A 17,975-nucleotide genomic window follows, 5' to 3' on the forward strand; every position below is an offset into this window, starting at 1 on the left:
TCGAGCCGCTTGGTGTCCGGTCCTGTAACCTCAATCTGGATGCCCGTTCGCATGCGCCATCTTCGCATGTCCCCCCGTTCAAGGGAATCCCGAAAACGGAATCATCTGTTCCGATCAATCCACTAGGATCACCAAGTACCGGGGGCTTGTTGCCACCTCCACGCTCGCTGTGGCGCTCGCATCGTCGCCTGCACTTGCACAGGACAGCGTCGTTTCCGCCGATGAAAGCGCGGCCAACGCCATCATCGTCAGTGGTCTTCGCAGCCAGCCGCGCTCGGTCACCGATTCCGCCGTGCCGGTTGACGTCTTCAGCGAAGAAACCATCGAGCGCGCCTCGCAGACCGACACGCTCGACATCCTGCAGACGCTCATTCCGTCCTACACCGTCAACCGTGCGGCCAACACCACGTCGGACACCTTCATCCGCGCGCCCAGCCTGCGCGGCCTGCCCGCCGACAAGACGCTGCTGCTCGTCAACGGCCGCCGCCGCCACAAATCGGCCAGCGTGGGCGTGAGCGGCTACGGCAGCCACGCTGCAGACTCCGCGGTGATCCCGGGCATTGCGCTCAAGTCCATCGAAGTCCTGCGCGACGGCGCTGCCGCACAGTACGGCTCGGACGCCATCGCGGGCGTCATCAACTACGAGCTCAAGGACGCCAACCACGGCGGCTCGCTCGTCGCCCAGGTCGGCCAGTACTACGAAGGTGACGGCGAAAGCGTCCAGATAGCAGGCAACATCGGCCTGCCGCTGACCGACAACGGCTTCATCAACATCTCGGGCCAGTACACCGACAACGACTACACCAACCGCGCGCGGACCTTCGATTCCACCTCGTGGAACCCCTTCGACGCCTATGAGAACGATCCGGCCTACCGTGAGGCGGTGGACGCGGCCGGTATCGACCTCTCCAAACCCATGGAAGTGCGCGGTCAGCCCAAGGAACGCGCAGGCCGCATCGTCGTCAACTCAGGGATCGACCTCAGCGACGACACCGAGCTTTACGCCTTCGGCAATTTCTCCCGTTCCAAGGGCACCGCCATGGCGACCTTCCGCGTGCCCGGCGGCGGCCACGTGGTCATGGACAACCCTGTGCGCCTCGAGGACGGCTCGACCTGGCGTTTCGCCGACCGCTTCCCGCTCGGCTACCAGCCCAACTTCTCGGGCAAGGTGACCGACTGGAGCATCGCAGGCGGCTGGCGCACCGAACGGGACCTCGGCGGCGACCAGACGTTCTCCGCCGACATCGCCGCACGTTACGGCTGGGACAAAATCGAATACTCGATCGCGGACACAGTGAACCCCTCGATGGGCCCGGATTCGCCGACCGATTTCGACGCCAGCACCTACACCTCGGACGAGTTCGCGCTCAACGCCGACTTCGTCTACACCGTGGGTGTCGGCCTCGCTGGTCCCCTCGTCTTCAACTTCGGCGGGGAATTCCGCCGCGAAGGCTTCAAGATCGGCGCGGGCAGCCCCGGCTCCTATACCGGTGGCCCCTGGGGCATGGCCGACCCGTTCAACTTCTGCTCAAACCAGGCGGACTTCGCCGACCGCTCGCTCAACGCGGGCGCGCCGATGGGCATGGGCATTTCCTGCACCGATCCTTCCGACCCGGTCTACACCATCATGCAGCCCGGCTCGAACGGCATCACCGGCCTCTCGCCCGATGTCGCCAGCGACTTCACGACCGAGAGCAAGTCGGCCTACGCCGAACTCAGCGCGGACGTGACCGACGAATGGTTCATCGACTTCGCGGGCCGCTACGAAGACTACCAGAGCTTCGGCGACAAGTTCGTCTGGAAGGTCGCCACGCGCTACAATGTCACCGACTGGGCCGCCGTGCGCGGGTCGCTCGGCACGGGCTTCCGCGCACCGACAGCCGGCCAGCTCAACATGACCCAGTCCGCGATCAACACCGTGGGCGGTGTGCCGATGAACATCGGCCTCTACCCCGCCTCACACCCGGTCGCGCAGTACCTGGGCGGAGAGGACCTGGGGCCCGAGACCTCGAAGAACTATTCACTGGGCCTCACCCTCAATCCCTTCGACGGCTTCACGCTGACGGTCGATGCCTACCGCATCAAGATCGAGGACCAGCTCTACGCCACCTCGCGCATCACCGTGACGGACGACATCCGCGCGGCCATGATCGAGGCGGGCATCGAGGGCGCGGGCGCCATCGACCAGATCCAGTTCTTCCAGAACGCGATCGACACGACGGTCGAGGGCATCGACGTGGTCGCCTCCTACCGCGGCTATTTCCTGGGCGATGAGCCCACCACGATCACCGCCGCGTTCAACACGAACTCGTACAAGATCGACCGGGTCAACATCGCGCAAGTCTCGTTCAACAACGTGACCGTCTACAACTTCGAGAACAACAACCCCGACTGGCGCGCCAACGCCACGGTGTTCCATGACTTCGGACCCATCCAGGCCATGGTGCGCGCCAACCTGTTCGGCCCCTGGTCGCGCCAGACCACGCGCGCGGGCAATGCCATCCAGGACTACGGCACCGAGGTTCTTTTCGATGCCGAACTGACCGCCCCCCTGGGCGATGGCTACAGCCTGACGCTCGGCGCCCGCAACCTCTTCGACGGCTACCCGCCGGTGAACCGCATCGACGACACCAACGGGCGCACCTACGTCGACGGGCCTATGAGCTGGCAGGGCGGCTTCTATTACGCGCGTCTGAACTTCGACTTCTGATCGCACGTATAGGGGCCGAAAGGCCCTACCCGATCGGCCCCGAGGCCGCCTCCTGCCCTTCGCCGGGGCGGCCTCAGGAACGATCTTCATTTCGAAAACACCCTACCTTGACCGGGTCCGAAGCCACGCGCTTCGGGCCCGCTTTTTTGCCTCCCCCCACTTCTTTCCCATGCCCCTGCGCCAAAGGAGCGATCCGCATGAACGAGACCCCTTCCCCCGTTCTCAGCCGACGCGGCCTGCACGTCACCGGCGCGGGCCTTGGCCCGCTGGCCGCAGGTCGACTTCTCCGAGCACGAGACCGTGTTCTACGCGCCCACCGGCGGCGTCGTGAAAGCGCGCGAGGCGATGATCGCCGTGCCCGAAGCCTTCATGCACAAGGGCGGCACGATGAAGATCGGCCACGCCAAGCCCGCCCCGGCAGGAGGCTCCGCACCGCTCACAGTCGATGGTGAGCCACTGGCCTGCGGTGCCGCGCTCTTCGCGTGCGGCCACTGGCTGCCCCGCATGTTCCCCGAACGGCTGGGCGACCGCATCGTTACCCCGCGCCGCGAGATTTTCTACGTAAGCTCGACCAGCCGGGCGACAACGCCACCGATGCGCTGTTCTCGCTCGCTAACCACAAGGCGCGGACGCACAAGTAGGGTTTAGGAAAGGAATAATTCCGAAAGCGCCCCCCTCGGAAAACGACCTTGTTTTAACTCAGAACAACACCGACCCGTCCTCCACGGGCGAGCGGGGGAAGGAAAGAACCTGCGTGATGGTCCCCACCCGGATGTCGAGCGCAGCGAAGTTGGCGTATTCGGCGGCAGGTTTTGCTTGGGGCACCATAAGGGTTCCAGATGGCTGTTTCTTGGGCAGTCTAGCGGCTGGACAAAGGCGGCGGCGCCCCTTGTCTGCGGGGCCCGTGCGACATTCTACCGCGCCTTTCACGCAATTCGGTGGCATGTGCCGCCCGGCATTCGCATCCAAGCACCACCCGCTCGCGTGCCCCGCCTAGAACGAGGGCACGACGTCGACTCCAATTGCAGGGCCACAGATGACCGACACCCTCGATACGCGCACCGCCCATCCGGGCGAGAGCCTCGCCAACCCCGCGCTTTTTCGCCAGCAGGCCTTTATTGCGGGCGAGTGGGTCGCTGCCGATGGCCGCGCCATGCTTGACGTTACCGACCCGGCGAGCGGCGCGTGTGTGGGCACGGTTCCCGCCTGCGGCACGGCCGAGACCCGCCGCGCGATTGCGGCGGCCGAGGCCGCGCAGGCGCAGTGGCGCCACCAGACTCCCCAGCAGCGCAGCGCCGTCATCGAGGAATGGCACCGCCTCATCCTGGCCAACCAGGTCGACCTTGCCCGCATCATAACCGTCGAGCAGGGTAAACCGCTTCCCGAAGCGGCGGGCGAGATCGCCTATGCAGCAAGCTTCGTGAAGTGGTTTGCCGCCGAGGGCCTGCGCATCCACGGCCACGAGGTCGGCTCGCCCTTTGCCGACCGCCGCATCCTTGTGCGCAAGGAACCCATCGGCGTCACCGCCGCGATCACGCCCTGGAACTTCCCCGCTGCCATGATTACCCGCAAGGCGGCACCGGCGCTGGTTGCGGGCTGCGCGATGATCGTGAAGCCCTCCGAACTCACCCCCTTTACCGCGCTGGCGCTGGCCGCCCTCGCCGAAGAGGCGGGGCTCCCCAAGGGTGTTCTCAGCGTCGTCACCGGCCTTCCCGCCGAGATCGGGGCAGAGCTGACCTCAAGCCCCGTCGTGCGCATGCTCACCTTCACCGGCTCGACGCGCGTGGGCGCGCTGCTGATGGAGCAGTGCGGGGCCACGGTGAAGAAGATGGGGCTGGAACTGGGCGGCAATGCGCCCTTCATTGTCTTCGATGACGCCGATGTCGATCTTGCCGTCGAGGGTGCGATAGCCAGCAAGTTCCGCAACGCCGGGCAGACCTGCGTGTGCACCAACAGGTTTTACGTGCAGGCGGGCATCCACAACCGCTTCGTGGAGAAGCTGGGTGCAGCCGTGCGTGCGCTGAAGGTGGGCCCAGGCACCGAGGACGGCGTCGAGATCGGCCCTCTCATCAACCAGGCCGCAAAGGACAAGGTCGAGGCCCACGTCAACGACGCGCTCGCGAAAGGGGCCCAGATCGCCGCGCAGTGCGCCGCACCCGAAGGGTTTGCCGCCCCCATTGTGCTGGCGGGCGTCACCGAGGACATGCGCGTGTGCCATGAAGAGACCTTCGGGCCGCTTGCCCCCGTCATCCGCTTCAGCGACGAGGCCGAGGCGATCCGCGCGGCGAACGATACCCCCTATGGCCTTGCCGCGTACTTCTACACCCGCGACATGGACCGCGCCTGGCGGGTCAGCGAGGCGCTGGTATTCGGCATGGTTGGCCTCAACACCGGCGCCATGGCGATGGAAGTCGCGCCCTTTGGGGGCATGAAGCAATCGGGTCTTGGGCGCGAAGGCGCGAGCGAGGGCCTGGAGGAATTCCTGGAAGCCAAGACCTTCCATTGGGCCGGGATCAAGGGAGCCTGAAGCGAATGAGTGAACGTACCTATCGCATTGCCGTAATTCCCGGGGACGGGATCGGCAAGGAAGTCATGCCAGAGGGCGTACGCGCGCTGGAAGCTGCGGCCAGGACTTTCGGTTTCACGCTGGAACTGGAATGGCACGACTTTGCCTGCTGCGAATACTACGCCGAGCACGGCAAAATGATGCCCGAGGACTGGAAAGCGCAGATCGGCGATGTCGATGCGATCTACTTCGGCGCGGTCGGCTCGCCCGACACCGTGCCCGACCACATTTCGTTGTGGGGCTCGCTCATCCAGTTCCGCCGCGAATACGACCAGTTCGTGAACCTGCGCCCGGTACGCCTGATGCCCGGTGTGCCCTGCCCGCTCGCTGGCCGCGAGCCCGGCGACATCGACATGATGATCGTGCGCGAGAATACCGAAGGCGAATATTCAGCCATCGGCGGCGTCTCCTTCCCCGACACCGAGCGCGAGATCGTGGTGCAGGACACAATCATGACCCGTTTCGGCACCGAGCGAATCCTGAGGTACGCCTTCGACCTCGCCATGACCCGCCCGGAACGCCATGTCACCTCCGCGACCAAATCCAATGGCATCGCCATCACCATGCCGTGGTGGGACAAGCGGGTGGAGGACATGGCAGGCAAATACCCCGAGATCCGCACCGACAGATACCACATCGACATCCTCGCCGCGCAATTCGTAATGAACCCGGACCGTTTCGACGTGGTCGTCGCCTCCAACCTCTTCGGAGACATCCTCTCGGACCTGGGCCCGGCTTGCACCGGCACGATCGGCATCGCGCCGTGCGGCAACATCAACCCGGACCGCTCCAAACCCTCGCTTTTCGAACCGGTCCACGGTTCGGCCCCCGACATCGCCGGCCAGGGCATCGCCAACCCGGTGGGGCAGATATGGTGCGGCGCAATGATGCTGGAACACCTGGGCGAAACCGAGGCCGCCGCCGCCATCGTCGCGGCCATCGAGAGCGCGCTGTCGAAGCCTGAAACGCGCACGAAGGACTTGGGCGGCGCGGCTGACACCGTGGGTTGCGGCACCGCCATCGCCGAAGCTATCGCCTGATGAAAGATCGGCCACTCCTGCGCATGGCAGGAGTGGCCCGACACGGCACGAAAAAGCCCGGCCAGGAACCTATCTTGGCCGGGCTTTTTCGTGCCGGGGAGCTGCCGCTCAGCGCGAGAGGCCCGGGGCGTGCAACTTGACCGGGGCCTGTCCGCGCGCCACCGCGGTCTTGATCACGATATAGGAGAAGTACTTGGAAACGCCGATGCCGCTTTCGAGCAATTCCTCCATCATCTCCTGATATTCGGCGATGCCGCGCACCACGAACTTCAGGAGATAGTCGAAGCCGCCACTGACGAGGTGGCATTCGACCAGTTCCTCGTACTGCGCGATGCGCGTCTCGAACTTCTGGAAGTCGGCGCGGCGGTGGTCGCCCAGCGTCACCGAAGTGAAGACGATCTGGCTGGTGCCGATCTTGGCGAGGTTGATGATCGCGCTGTAGCCCGCGATCAGCCCTGCCGATTCCAGCCGCTTGACGCGGGTGAGACAGGGGCTGGCGGACAGGCCTACCTTGTCCGCCAGCTCCGCGTTGGTGATGCGGCCGCTTCGTTGCAGTTCGGCCAGGATATTGATGTCGATCCGGTCGAGTTTCGGTGCATTGATCATGGTGCGGCCTTTTTCTTTTCCGTTATTTAATCCCCGTTGCGTAGCTCTTCCTGATGCGCCTTCACAAGATCGGCCATCGAGTTGAACCGGAAGTCGTAGGTTGGCTCGTGCGAGGGGGTCATGGTCGCACCGAAACCCGCTTGCGCGTGGCGGCGATATATCCAGCAGTTGGCAAGGCCAAACTTGCGCGCGGGAACGTGGTCGTGGAACAGGCTCTCGGCCGTGTGCAGGATTTCACCGGGCTCCAGGCCCAGATCGCCGATGTGGCCGTTCATGTACTCGAAATTGCGATCCGAAGGCTTGTAGGCGCCCACGTCCTCGGCCGAATAGATCGCGTCGAATTCGACCTGCAGCTTCTCGTTCGAATACTGGAAGGTCTTGTTGTCGACGTTCGAGAGGATGATGAGCTTATAGTATTTCTTGAGGTACTGCAGTGCCCCCGGACTGTCGACGAACGCTGGCCAGTTGCGCACCGATCTCCCATATTCCTCGCACTCGGCCTGCGAGAACGGAACGCCCCACTGCTCGGCCAGGCGCTTATAGACGATGGGCAGGAGGTCCCGGTAAGGCTTGCCCGGCGTCTGCGCCTGCTGCCGGGATTCGTGGCGGGCGTGGGCCTGCAGGATCTCGTCTCGGCTCATGTCCGTGCCGACCCGCGCGGTCAGTTCGCGCAGGCCCTCGATCATGCCCGATTCCCAGTCGATGAGCGTGCCGTAGCAGTCAAACGACAAGGCCTTGTAATCACCCAACCGCATCGCGGATCTCCTTGATAGTAAGCAGTTCGTCGAGGCTCTTGCGGAAACGCTCCAGCATGAGGCCGACTTCGTCGGTGGTGATGCACAGCGGCGGAGCGAAGCCGACGATGCCATCCCCGAAGGCCCGGAACACCACGCCGTTGCGATAGCCGATATCGGCAAGGTGCTGGGGCAGTTTCATCTCAGCAGTTGGACGCGTTTTGGCCACCTTGTCGGTGACAAGTTCGACACCGGCCAGCAGCCCCTGCGAGCGCACGTCCCCGACCAGCGGATGATCGCGCAGCGCTTCCAGGCCCTTGGCCAGATGCGCGCCCGAGGTGACGCCGTTGGCGAGCAGGCCGCCCTCTTCGTAAAGGCGCAGAACCTCCAAAGCGATTGCCGCGCTCACCGGATGGCCCGAATAGGTCATGCCGTGGCCGATCGAGACGCCCGGAGGGGTCGCATCGGCAATCGTGCGGTAGATGCGGTCCGACATGAAGAGCGCGCCCATCGGCGCATAGCCCGAGGTCAACCCCTTCGCGGTGGTCATGAAGTCGGGGGTCAGCCCCTCGTGCTCACAGGCGAAGAGCGGGCCGGTGCGCCCGAAGCCGGTGATGACCTCGTCGATGCAGAACAGGATATCCAGTTCGCGGCAGGCGGCCTGCATGGCGCTGAGCCAGCCCTTGGGCGGGACGATCACACCGCCCGAGCCCACGACCGGCTCACAGAAGAAGGCCGCGACGTTCTCCGCGCCCAGTTCCTCCACCTTCGCCTTCAGTTCGGCGACAGACGACGCGATCAGCGCGGCATCCTCGCCCTCGAAGCGGTAGGGATAAGGGCACGAGATATGGTGCTGGACGGGTGTGGGCACATCGAAGCCAGCGTGGAAGGCGGGCAGGCCGGTCAGGCCCGAGCCGGTGCTGCTGGAGCCATGGTAGCCGCGTTCCAGCGCGATCATGTGCTTCTTCTGCGGGCGGCCCGTGACGTTGTAATAGTAGCGGATGAAGCGCACGACACTGTCGACCGCGTCCGACCCACCGAGCGAGAAGAACACGTGGTCGAGATCCCCCGGCGCGCGCTGGGCGAGCTTGGTGGCAAGCTCGATCGCAGGCTCGGAACCGAAGTGGAAGTAGCCGGTGGCATAGGGCAGGCGCGACATCTGCTCGGTCGCGGCCGCGACGATGCTGTCCTGGCCATAACCCACGTTGACGCACCACAGCCCGGCGAATCCATCAAGCAGCTCGTGCCCGTCGATGTCGGTGAGATAGGTGCCCTTGCCCGAACGCAGGATCGTGGCCCCGCGCGCCTCGTGGTCGCGCCACGAGGCCACCGGGTGGATCCAGTGCGCCTTGTCGTTTTCCAGCAGTGAATTGGCGATCATATTGTGTCCCTTGCGGCTCGGCCTTCCGTTGTAGTGGGACGGAGGTGTCTTTGCTCCCGATTGCCGAGGGGGCTGCCGCGTCTTCTGTCGTTTTTGGCCGGACGCACAGGCGAATCTGCTTCACACACGCGCACGAGCGACGATACCGAAAATCCCGCAGAAACCCTCACCTTTTTAGCCCTTACCACGCGTGTTTCACGCAAGGGCGTGGACGACACGAGGTGATCCGAAGCGCGCGACCCCGCCCCAATCGGTACTATCTGCCGCGCAGCCAAGTCCCGCTCAGACGAGATCCTCTTCGCGCAAGGGGAGCTTTCGGATACGCCTCCCCGTCGCCGCGAACACCGCGTTGACGAGCGCCCCCACCACTGGCGGCAGCGCAGGTTCGCCAAGGCCGGTGGGGCCGTTGTCGCTGGGCACGAAGGCCACCTCGATCTCGGGCACCGCGTCCATGCGCATGAAGGGGTGCGTGTCAAAGTTCGCCTGCTCGACCGCGCCGTCGGCCTGGGTGATCTCCTGGCCTGCGAGCGCCTGGCCCAGCCCCTCGATCACCGCGCCGCGCACCTGCTGCTCGGCATTCAGCGGATTGACGATCTGGCTACCGACATCGCCTGCCGCCCAGACGCGCGGCACCTGCACCTCACCTCCGGTCACTTGCGCCTCGACCACTACCGCGAAATACCCTGCGTGGCTGAAATAGAAGCCAAAGCCCTTGCCGCGCCCGCTTTCGAGGCCATCGCGACCGGCCCAGTCGGCCATGGCGAGAACCTTCTCGATCACGCCCCGCGCGCGGCCGGTCTGGAAATCGGCTTCGCGCGGGCCACTGCCCGGGATCGTGCGGGCCTCTTCGCCGAGCAATTCCAGAAGAAGCGCCGGGAGATCCCGTCCGCCCGCCTGCGCGACCTCGTCGAGGAAAGAGAGCAGCACGAATCCCAGGCTGTTCGAGCGTGGCGCGCGCAGCCAGCCGGTGGGCAGGTTGGTGGCGATCAGGCTCTGCTCTATCCGCGCGTGGGCCAGGAGGTTGGCCGGAACGATCCCCGCGGCAACCTCGGCCCCGCGCGAGGGCTCTGCGTCCACCCCGAAGGTAACGTAGTGGTCGCGAAAGGCCGTCAGCCGTCCCGCCGCGTCGATCCCCGCCTCCAGTTCATGCCAGGCGCCGGCTCGAAAGAAGTCGCGGCGAAACTCGTCCTGACGGCTGTAGAGGAGCTTGACAGGAACGCCCGGAACCTTGGCCGCGATGGCGGCGGCCTGGACCATGTAGTCGCCCATAAGGCGCCGCCCGAAGCCTCCGCCGATACGGGTGAAGTGGATGCGGATCGCCTCCTTTTCCAGCCCCAGGGCTGCGGCGACAAGCGCGCGTCCGCTTTCCGGGTTCTGTGTGGGCGACCAGATCTCGATGGCATCGCCGGTGAAAAGCGCGGTCGTGTTCTGCGGCTCGAGCGTGCCGTGCGCCAGGATCGGCACGGCATAGCGCGCGGTGACCCGCTGGCGGGCGCCTTCCAGCGCAGTGGCAACATCGCCTTTGTCCAGCACGGTCTTCTCAGGTCCGCGGTCCAGCGCTTCGCCCGCGCACTTGGCATAACCTTGCGTGGAGTAACCCTCCACCGCGCGGGTGTCCCATTCGACCTGGAGTGCAAGGCGTGCCTGGTCGGCGCTCCACCAGCTTTTCGAGAGGATCGCGACGCCGTCGAGCAGCGATTCCGCCTGCCCGTCCCCTTCGATTACGAAGACATGTTCAATGCCGGGCATCGCGCGAATTTCGTCGAGGTTGGCGGAAACGAAACGTCCTCCTACCGCCGGACAGGTTTCCAGCACGGCGTGGAGCATACCCGGCCGGTCCACGTCGATCCCGAACAGCGGCTTGCCCTGCGTGATCGCAGGCGTATCGACCCCCATGACCCGCGTCCCCACGATCCGGAAGGCGGATGGGTCCTTCAAGGTCAGTCTTACAGGATCGGGCGCTGTCTGGCTCGCGGCACCTGCGGCAAAAGTCGCATAAGGCGCCGCGCGTCCGCTCGCTTCGTGGAGCACCCGACCTTGCGTGCTCGTCAGTGTGGAGACAGGCACACCCCACTCCTGCGCAGCCGCCGCCAGCAGCATCGCGCGCGCGGCCGCACCTGCCTGGCGCATGGGCAACCACTCGCGCCCCGTGGTGCGGCTCCCGCCTGCCGACTGGGCACCGTAAATCGTGGCATCGGCGTCAGTCTGCTCGACCGTCACGTTGTCCCAGGCAACGTCGAGCTCCTCGGCGATGAGCATGGGCAGCATGGTCTTGGCGCCTTGCCCGATCTCGGCGTTCTTACCCCCGATTACGACGCGGTTGTCCGGCAGGATGCGCACGAAAGCGGTGATCGGCGTGGCATCCATGCCTTGCGCAGAGGCACGACCCAGCGGCAGCGCGAACTCGAACGCGACGCCACCTCCGGCAAGCAGGCTGGCGGCGATGAAACCCCGGCGGCTGAGAGAAGTTCGTGCCATGGTCATGCCTTCTTCGCCTTTTGCGCCGCATCCTTGATGGCGGCGCGGATGCGGGTATAGCTTGCACAGCGGCACAGGTTGCCCGCCATGGCCGCGTCGATATCGGCGTCACTGGGCTCGGGCACTTCGTGCAGCAAGGCAGTCGCATTCATGATCTGCCCGGCCTGGCAATAGCCACACTGGGGCACGTCGAGCGCGCACCAGGCCGCGACCACATGATGCCCCACAGGATCGGCCCCCGCTGCCTCGATAGTGGTCACGCTCTGGCCTTCGATGAGCCCTACAGGCGTGATGCACGAACGCGTGGCCACCCCATCGACGTGGACGGTGCAGGCTCCACACAGGCCCGCCCCGCAGCCGAACTTGGTGCCGGGCAGGCCGATATCCTCACGCAGCGTCCACAAGAGCGGCTTGGCCGGATCGACATCGAGCGTCGTCTCGTCGCCATTGATGGTAAAACGGATTGCCATTGTGTCCTCCAGAGGGCCTCAAGACCCTTGCGTCCCCTATTGCCCGGTTACAGCACAGGCCCTATCGCGAACCAACCGGGATTTTGTGCCGGATTGCCCCGGATGGACGCGCCACTCCTGCCGTCTGCGCGCGCCCTGCGCGGGAGAGCCCACCTTCGCGCCTGATTTTCCCGGTCTTTCTTTGCAGGACGGCCTTTGCGCCCGTCCCGGCATCGCTAGGATGGTACAGAACCACAGGACCACAGGACCACAGGACCACACACGCCATGACAGATCTCGTCATTCTGACCGGCGCAGGAATTTCCGCCGAAAGCGGCCTTGCCCGAGCAAACGGCGCCGTCACTGTCGAGGTCAACCCGGTTCCGACCGGCGCCGCGGACATCCTCCATGTCCTCGAGGGGCCAGAAAGCAAAGAGGTGCCAAGGCTCGTGGGCGACCTCCTTGCCGGAGCCCACGCCGCCCCCTTCTGAGCCGCGCACCGGCAAGACGTCCCCATCGTCCTCAAGCTGTCACGCGAAGGCCATAGGCGGCGTCCCCAAGGGGATACGGGGCTGTCACGATGCACTTCGACGAAACGGCGTACCGCAAACTGCGCACCGACATCTACGGCTTTGCCTATAAGCGGCTGGGCGATCATACCGCGAGCGAGGACGTGGTGCAGGACAGCTTCGTGCGCCTGGCCAATTACGCCCCCGATACCGTGCGCAACGTGGGCGCCATGCTGCGCCAAATCGCGCGCAACCTCATCGTCGACCACGCGCGCCTGGGCCTGCGCCGCGCTGAGGACGTGCCCGCCAGCGAGATCGAGATTCCCAGCGAGCAACCCTCCCAGGAGCACGCCATGCTGCAACGCGAACGGATGAACACGGTGTCTGTCATCATTGCCGCCATGCCCCGCCAACGCCGCGAGGTCTTCATCCTGCGCCGCCTCCACGGGCTTTCCGCCAAGGACGTCGCCGCCCAGCTCGACATCAGCCCGAGCGCGGTCGATGCCCACGTCGCGCGCGCGGTGCTTTCGCTCCACCGCGCCATGGCCAGCCAGGACGAGCCTGCATGACGCCACCCGACGACACTCTACCTGGCGGCGAGGATGAAGCCGCCGCGCTCTGGGTGGCCCGCCATCTCAGCCATGCGGTCGATAGCACCGCCTTCGAGGCGTGGCTTAGAGGCGCGCCAGGCCGACGTGCGCGCTTCGAGGCGCTCTGGGTGACCTGCATGGACGAGGCGGTCACCGAGGGCCTGCGCCTTCATGCCGAAACCGCCCCGCGGCCCGCAGGCAACGACAACGCGGGAACAGTTCCGCGTGCATCGCGGCGCCGCGCCCTTGGCCTGGCTGCGGGCGGCGTACTGCTCGTTGGCGCGCTTGCCCTTGGCCTGCCGCAGCTGCGCTTTCAGCTCACGCCCGAGAACAGCTGGAGCACCGGCCCCGGCGAAGTGCGCGCGATCACGCTGGCCGATGGATCGCAGGTCCATCTCAATGGCAACAGCCGCCTTTTCGCCCGCATTGGGGCCAACCGGCGCGAGGTCCGTCTCGAGACGGGCGAGGCGCTGTTCGACATAACGCACGACCCGGCCCGCCCCTTTACCGTGAGCGCACAGGACAGCACCGTGACCGTGCTGGGCACGCGCTTCGACGTTGCCCTCAACGGCGAGGCCGTGGACTTGCAGGTCGAGCGCGGTCTCGTGCGCTTTGCCGCCAATGCACCGGGCATCGTCCCTGTCAGGGTTCCCGCCGGTCACGGCACGCGCCTCGCCCATGGTGTGATCGCCCCGCTCGCGCGCATCCAGGGCGAGGAGGCCGAAAGCTGGCGCAACGGCTGGTTGCGGGTCCGCGACATGCCGCTCGACGAACTCGTCCCCCAGCTGGAGCGCTGGACCGACCGGCAGATCCTGGTCGAGGATCCGGCTCTTCTGCGCACGCGCGTCGCAGGCCGCCTGCACCTTGCCGAGCCGGTCGCGGTGCTGGAGAACCTGGGCCTCCTCCACGGTTTCTCGGTGAAGGACACCGGCCATGCCCTGGTGCTCGACCGCATCTAGCACGGCCCCCTTCGGCTGCCGGGTAGGAGGCTAGCGATGCGCCTCGCAACCGCTGCCAGCCTTGCTGCAATGGTGGCGCTTGTGGCCTCCCCGGCGGATGGCCGCACGCGCGACTTTGCCATTCCGGCAGGCGCGCTGGGCGACGCGCTCAACGCTTGGTCGGGGCAGAGCGGCATCCAGGTCCTAAGTTCGCCCGAAACGCTGGAAGGCCGCCGCAGCCATGGCGCGCACGGAGAGATGACGGAGACAGACGCGCTCCAACGCATCCTTGCGGGCACGGGCCTCATCGCCCAGCGCCGGACGGGAGCCGTCCTCATCCGCGCGCGCGCAAAGGCCTCCGCCCGCGCCGGCCCTGCATCGCATACCCCGTCCAGGGCAGCGCCCGCCTACGCACCGCCCCCGCTTACCGGTGACCCCATCCACATTATTGGTCTTCGCATATCCGAACGACGCGCACGAGCGGCCAAGCGCGAGGCCCGCGTCATTGCCGATGCCATTTCCAGCGATGAGGTTCGCCGCCTTCCCGACACCAGCGTGGTCGATGCCATGCGCCGGATCCCCGGGATCTCTGTGACCCCCATTGCCGACAACGAACACCCGCGCGACGTGCCCATAGCCCCGGTCGTGCGCGGGCTCACCCAGACCTACAACAACGTCACCGTGAACGGCCTTGCCATTGCCTCGACCGGCATTCCCGAAGCGGGCTCAAACAGCGCCAGCCGGGGCGTGCGGCTCGACATCCTGCCCACCACCCTGGTGAGCGAGCTTGTCGTGCTCAAGACCTACACGCCCGAGCGCGATCCCAACGCCATCGGCGGCGCCATCGACATCCGCACGCGCAGCGCCTTTGCACGCGGCGGTGCCCCCTTCGCCTCGCTCGAAGCCGGGCTTACCCGGCCCAGCCGCCATGGCGAAGTCCAGCGCCAGTCTACCCCCGGGCTACACGCCAGCGGCACCTTTGCCACGACCTTGGGCCCAGAGCGCCGTTTCGGCCTCGTGCTCTCGGCCAACGCCCGCCGCCTCCAGAACAACAGCGACATGCATGGCACCAGCGACAGCGGCTTCCTCGCCTTCTACGCCGCGGATGACACGCGCGTGGACGAAGCTGACCCGCGTGCACAGGGGCGTCCGGTGCCGGTTCAGGACAAGTACTGGATCAACAGCTCGGACCGCCGCCGCCATGGTCTCTCGGCCCGCTTCGAGGCCGATCTGCCCGATCTTGCGATCTCCACGTTCCTGGGCAGCTTCACCTTCCGCGATGGCTTCATCCGCAACGAGGTCGTGGTTGAGCCGCGCGGCGCGATCACGCGGCGAAGCGACACCTCGGGCCACTTCACGCGCGGCGCGGTGCAGGTGGGCTACCGCGACGGCGTGACCCGCACCACCACCCGGCTTGCGCTGTTCGACGCCACCTGGTCGCCATCGGACCAGGACCGCCTCTCTCTTCGCGCCGCGCGCACCCGGGCCACCATGGGCGAGGCCTACACCATGGTGAAATTCACCTCCGGCCGCGACGCGAACGGGGAAGTCACCGGATCGGGGGCCTTCCCGGTCATCTACGATACGAGCACGCTCCACCACAGTTTCACGGTGCCCCGCGACAGCTACACGGACCTCTCGCTCTATCCTGCCGCCTATTGGCGCGAACGGGCACGCAGCGCGGTCTCCGACCTTGACACCGCGCGGCTTGACTGGCGGCGCAACATGGCGCCCGGCGGGAGCGGACTTGGCCTTGCCGCAGGAGGTGGCGTGCAGCGCGCGCGCTATCGCTACCGCTATGCCAACACCGCGTGGAACACCGACAACCAGAACCTGACCCTGGCAGAGGCGGGAGAGGTGCGCGCCGCCCCCCTCCCCTTCAACCGCGCGGAGCTGCCGCTGATCGCGATTGATTCCGACAGGGCCTGGGCGCTGTTTTATGCCAACCGGAACGATATCGCGCGCACCTCGGACATCGGCGATGCGCTGCGCGACCGCTTCGACCATGACGAGACGACGCTTTCAGCCTACGCCATGGCGCGCCTGGTGCGCGGCCCCTGGGAGCTGGTGGGAGGGCTCCACCTCGACCGGACCTCGCTCTCGACGCAAGGCTACATCGAAGCGGGAGACACCTGGAACGCGATGACCGCCGCTTCGGGCTACACCCGGCTGCTCCCGGCCTTTCTGGCCAATTTCGATACCACGCCGTCCCTGCGCCTGCGCGCCGGGTACAGCCGCACGCTCGGGCGTCCCAGCTACGAGAGCTACGCCCCACGCGCCTCCATTGACTTCGGCGGCTCAAGCCTGGCCGGAAACCCGCAAAGCCCGGACGTCACCGTCCGGCTCGGAAATCCGGAGCTTTCTCCGCGCACCTCGGATAATTTCGATGTGAGCACGGAGTGGACGCTGCCCTCCCGGCTCGACGGTCTCGTCTCGGCCGCCCTCTTCCACAAGCGCATCCGCGACGAGATCTTCGATGCCATGACCCAAGGGTACACCTGGGAGGGCGTGCACTACGCCTCAGCCCAGGTGATCCGTCCTGTGAACGCCAGCGCGGCGCACATATCGGGAGTGGAGCTGAGCGCGAGCGTAGGCTCGCTCGGCGCGCTCTCGCGCCACCTTGCCCGCTTTGGCTTCACCGCCAACTGGACCCGGCTCGACGGGGCCATGTCGGTCCTGCAAACGACCGGCTCGCAGCGTGTGGTCGAGCGGCTGGTCGGCCAACCCTCACAGATCGCCAATGTCAGCCTGTTCTATGCCAAGGACGGCCTGGAGCTGCGCGCCGCGCTCAATACCACGGCGCGCGCGCTTCGCGCCATAGCGCCCGACGCGCCCTCGCAGGACGTCTACTGGGCGCCGCGCCGCCAGGTCGATCTCCAGGCCCGCTACCACTTTGCGCCGCGCTGGAGCGTGGTGTTCGACATCTCCAACCTCACACAAGCCCGGCTGACCAGCCTGACGGGGCCCGCACATGGCTGGCTCAAGGACAGCTACGCAGTGCCGCGCAGCGTGCGCCTCAGCCTGCATTGGGGGCTTGGAGGGTAGGCTGCAACCTCAGCGCCTCGCGATGCCGCACTGGCGCACCCCCTTGCGAAGCGCGGCGGGATAGTCGGTCTGGATCACCGACACGCCCTTGGCGCGAAGCGCCAAGAGCCGCTGGCAGATGGCTGCCTCGTCGCCCTGTCCCAGCACGGCATCCGTATCACCCAGCGCGTTGGCCCAGATGCGGGCAGGGAGCGCCGCAATCGCCGCGCTTGCCTCACGGGTGAGCGACCTGGGATCGCCGTGCACGATGGCAACCGGAGCCAGCCCCCGGTTGATCTCCTCCAGCGTCGGGCCGTCTGCACGCAGGCGCGTCATGACAGACACCTCCGGCACGAAGCGACGTCCGGCCCGCAGGGTTTCGCTTTCGGAATCGAACAAAATCACCTGGTCCGCCATCCCCAGCCCCTCGACCACGGCCAGCACCGGAGCGACCTCGTCGGTCTTCATGTCAAGATCGACCAGCGCCTTGCCGCAGGATTTCACGAGCAGTTCCTGCAAGGTGGGCGGGCTCTCGGCGCTGCCTTTCAGGCGCAGCGCACGCAGCTGCGCATAGGTAACATCCACGTTGGAACCGGCGCCATTCGTGGTACGATCCAGCGTGCTGTCGTGCATCACGTAAGGCACGCCATCGGCAGTCACGCGCACGTCGATCTCGATGATGTCGGCTTTCTCGGCAATAGCCTCGGCGATCGCCGCGCGTGAGTTCTCGGGCGCGACCAGATGCCCGCCCCGGTGCGCGGCGATAAGAATGCGCCCGTTCGGATCCGCGCGCTCGACCTGAAGGCGCGCGATATGATGGTTTGTCCCACAGAAGGGCTCGGCCGCCCACGCAGCTGGCGCTGCCAGCGCCAGTGCGACCACCAGGCCTGCGCGATGGAGTAATTTCATGATCGAAGTTCCCCTGCCCCGACCGGGGCAGTCTAGATGGA

15 protein-coding genes are annotated in these 17,975 nt (G+C 66.2%); 8 read left to right on the top strand and 7 right to left on the bottom strand.

From position 1 onward, the window contains the following. Nucleotides 1-169 precede the first annotated feature (169 nt). Together FMM79_RS10155 and FMM79_RS10160 are read left to right on the top strand one after the other, a co-directional pair. Complete coding sequence (locus FMM79_RS10155; protein ID WP_148627393.1) at nt 170-2,710, top strand: TonB-dependent siderophore receptor; 2,541 nt, start codon at nt 170-172, stop codon at nt 2,708-2,710. Between the two features lie 258 nt (nt 2,711-2,968). Beyond that, nucleotides 2,969-3,358: a hypothetical protein gene (locus FMM79_RS10160; protein WP_148627394.1), complete on the top strand. Its 390-nt coding sequence runs from the start codon at nt 2,969-2,971 to the stop codon at nt 3,356-3,358. Between the two features lie 51 nt (nt 3,359-3,409). Here FMM79_RS10160 and FMM79_RS22080 read toward each other — a convergent pair whose 3' ends face one another. After that, nucleotides 3,410-3,538 carry a hypothetical protein gene (locus FMM79_RS22080; RefSeq protein ID WP_256376794.1) on the bottom strand — a complete coding sequence of 43 codons (129 nt, stop codon included), beginning with the start codon at nt 3,536-3,538 and terminating at the stop codon, nt 3,410-3,412. Between the two features lie 208 nt (nt 3,539-3,746). Between FMM79_RS22080 and FMM79_RS10165 the strand changes: the two genes are divergently transcribed. Next, the gene (locus FMM79_RS10165; RefSeq protein ID WP_148627395.1) at nt 3,747-5,237 is read left to right on the top strand and encodes an NAD-dependent succinate-semialdehyde dehydrogenase; all 1,491 of its coding nucleotides are present in this window, start codon (nt 3,747-3,749) and stop codon (nt 5,235-5,237) included. A 5-nt stretch (nt 5,238-5,242) separates the two neighbouring features. Then, nucleotides 5,243-6,316, top strand: coding sequence for a tartrate dehydrogenase (locus FMM79_RS10170; RefSeq protein WP_148627396.1), 1,074 nt, complete (start codon nt 5,243-5,245; stop codon nt 6,314-6,316). A gap of 108 nt (nt 6,317-6,424) precedes the next feature. On the opposite strand, the gene FMM79_RS10175 is transcribed toward FMM79_RS10170, so the two are convergent. The 5 genes from FMM79_RS10175 to FMM79_RS10195 form a co-directional block, all read right to left on the bottom strand. Then, nucleotides 6,425-6,922 carry an Lrp/AsnC family transcriptional regulator gene (locus FMM79_RS10175; protein ID WP_148627397.1) on the bottom strand — a complete coding sequence of 166 codons (498 nt, stop codon included), beginning with the start codon at nt 6,920-6,922 and terminating at the stop codon, nt 6,425-6,427. Nucleotides 6,923-6,948: 26 nt separating this feature from the next. Further along, entirely contained in the window at nt 6,949-7,677 is a 729-nt protein-coding gene (locus FMM79_RS10180) for a haloacid dehalogenase type II (protein WP_148627398.1), read from the bottom strand. Further along, entirely contained in the window at nt 7,664-9,037 is a 1,374-nt protein-coding gene (locus FMM79_RS10185) for an aminotransferase class III-fold pyridoxal phosphate-dependent enzyme (RefSeq protein WP_148627399.1), read from the bottom strand. Before FMM79_RS10185 ends, FMM79_RS10180 begins: the two co-directional genes overlap by 14 nt. A gap of 282 nt (nt 9,038-9,319) precedes the next feature. Then, nucleotides 9,320-11,515: a xanthine dehydrogenase family protein molybdopterin-binding subunit gene (locus FMM79_RS10190; RefSeq protein WP_148627400.1), complete on the bottom strand. Its 2,196-nt coding sequence runs from the start codon at nt 11,513-11,515 to the stop codon at nt 9,320-9,322. A 2-nt stretch (nt 11,516-11,517) separates the two neighbouring features. Continuing rightward, complete coding sequence (locus FMM79_RS10195; RefSeq protein WP_148627401.1) at nt 11,518-11,985, bottom strand: (2Fe-2S)-binding protein; 468 nt, start codon at nt 11,983-11,985, stop codon at nt 11,518-11,520. A 266-nt stretch (nt 11,986-12,251) separates the two neighbouring features. Here FMM79_RS10195 and FMM79_RS10200 point away from each other — a divergent pair, with 266 nt between their 5' ends. The 4 genes from FMM79_RS10200 (at nt 12,252) to FMM79_RS10215 (ending at nt 17,046) form a co-directional block, all read left to right on the top strand. Next, nucleotides 12,252-12,455 carry a hypothetical protein gene (locus FMM79_RS10200; RefSeq protein ID WP_148627402.1) on the top strand — a complete coding sequence of 68 codons (204 nt, stop codon included), beginning with the start codon at nt 12,252-12,254 and terminating at the stop codon, nt 12,453-12,455. Between the two features lie 89 nt (nt 12,456-12,544). Then, nucleotides 12,545-13,042, top strand: coding sequence for an RNA polymerase sigma factor (locus tag FMM79_RS10205; RefSeq protein ID WP_148627403.1), 498 nt, complete (start codon nt 12,545-12,547; stop codon nt 13,040-13,042). Beyond that, complete coding sequence (locus tag FMM79_RS10210; protein WP_148627404.1) at nt 13,039-14,022, top strand: FecR family protein; 984 nt, start codon at nt 13,039-13,041, stop codon at nt 14,020-14,022. Before FMM79_RS10205 ends, FMM79_RS10210 begins: the two co-directional genes overlap by 4 nt. Nucleotides 14,023-14,058: 36 nt before the next feature. Continuing rightward, complete coding sequence (locus FMM79_RS10215) at nt 14,059-17,046, top strand: TonB-dependent receptor (protein WP_148627405.1); 2,988 nt, start codon at nt 14,059-14,061, stop codon at nt 17,044-17,046. Nucleotides 17,047-17,055: 9 nt separating this feature from the next. Here the strand turns inward: FMM79_RS10215 and FMM79_RS10220 are convergent, their stop codons facing one another. Beyond that, the gene (locus FMM79_RS10220) at nt 17,056-17,934 is read right to left on the bottom strand and encodes a glycerophosphodiester phosphodiesterase family protein (protein WP_162528478.1); all 879 of its coding nucleotides are present in this window, start codon (nt 17,932-17,934) and stop codon (nt 17,056-17,058) included. Nucleotides 17,935-17,975 lie beyond the last annotated feature (41 nt).

The sequence above is a fragment of the Novosphingobium sp. BW1 genome, from assembly GCF_008107685.1.
Taxonomy (GTDB): Bacteria; Pseudomonadota; Alphaproteobacteria; order Sphingomonadales; family Sphingomonadaceae; genus Novosphingobium.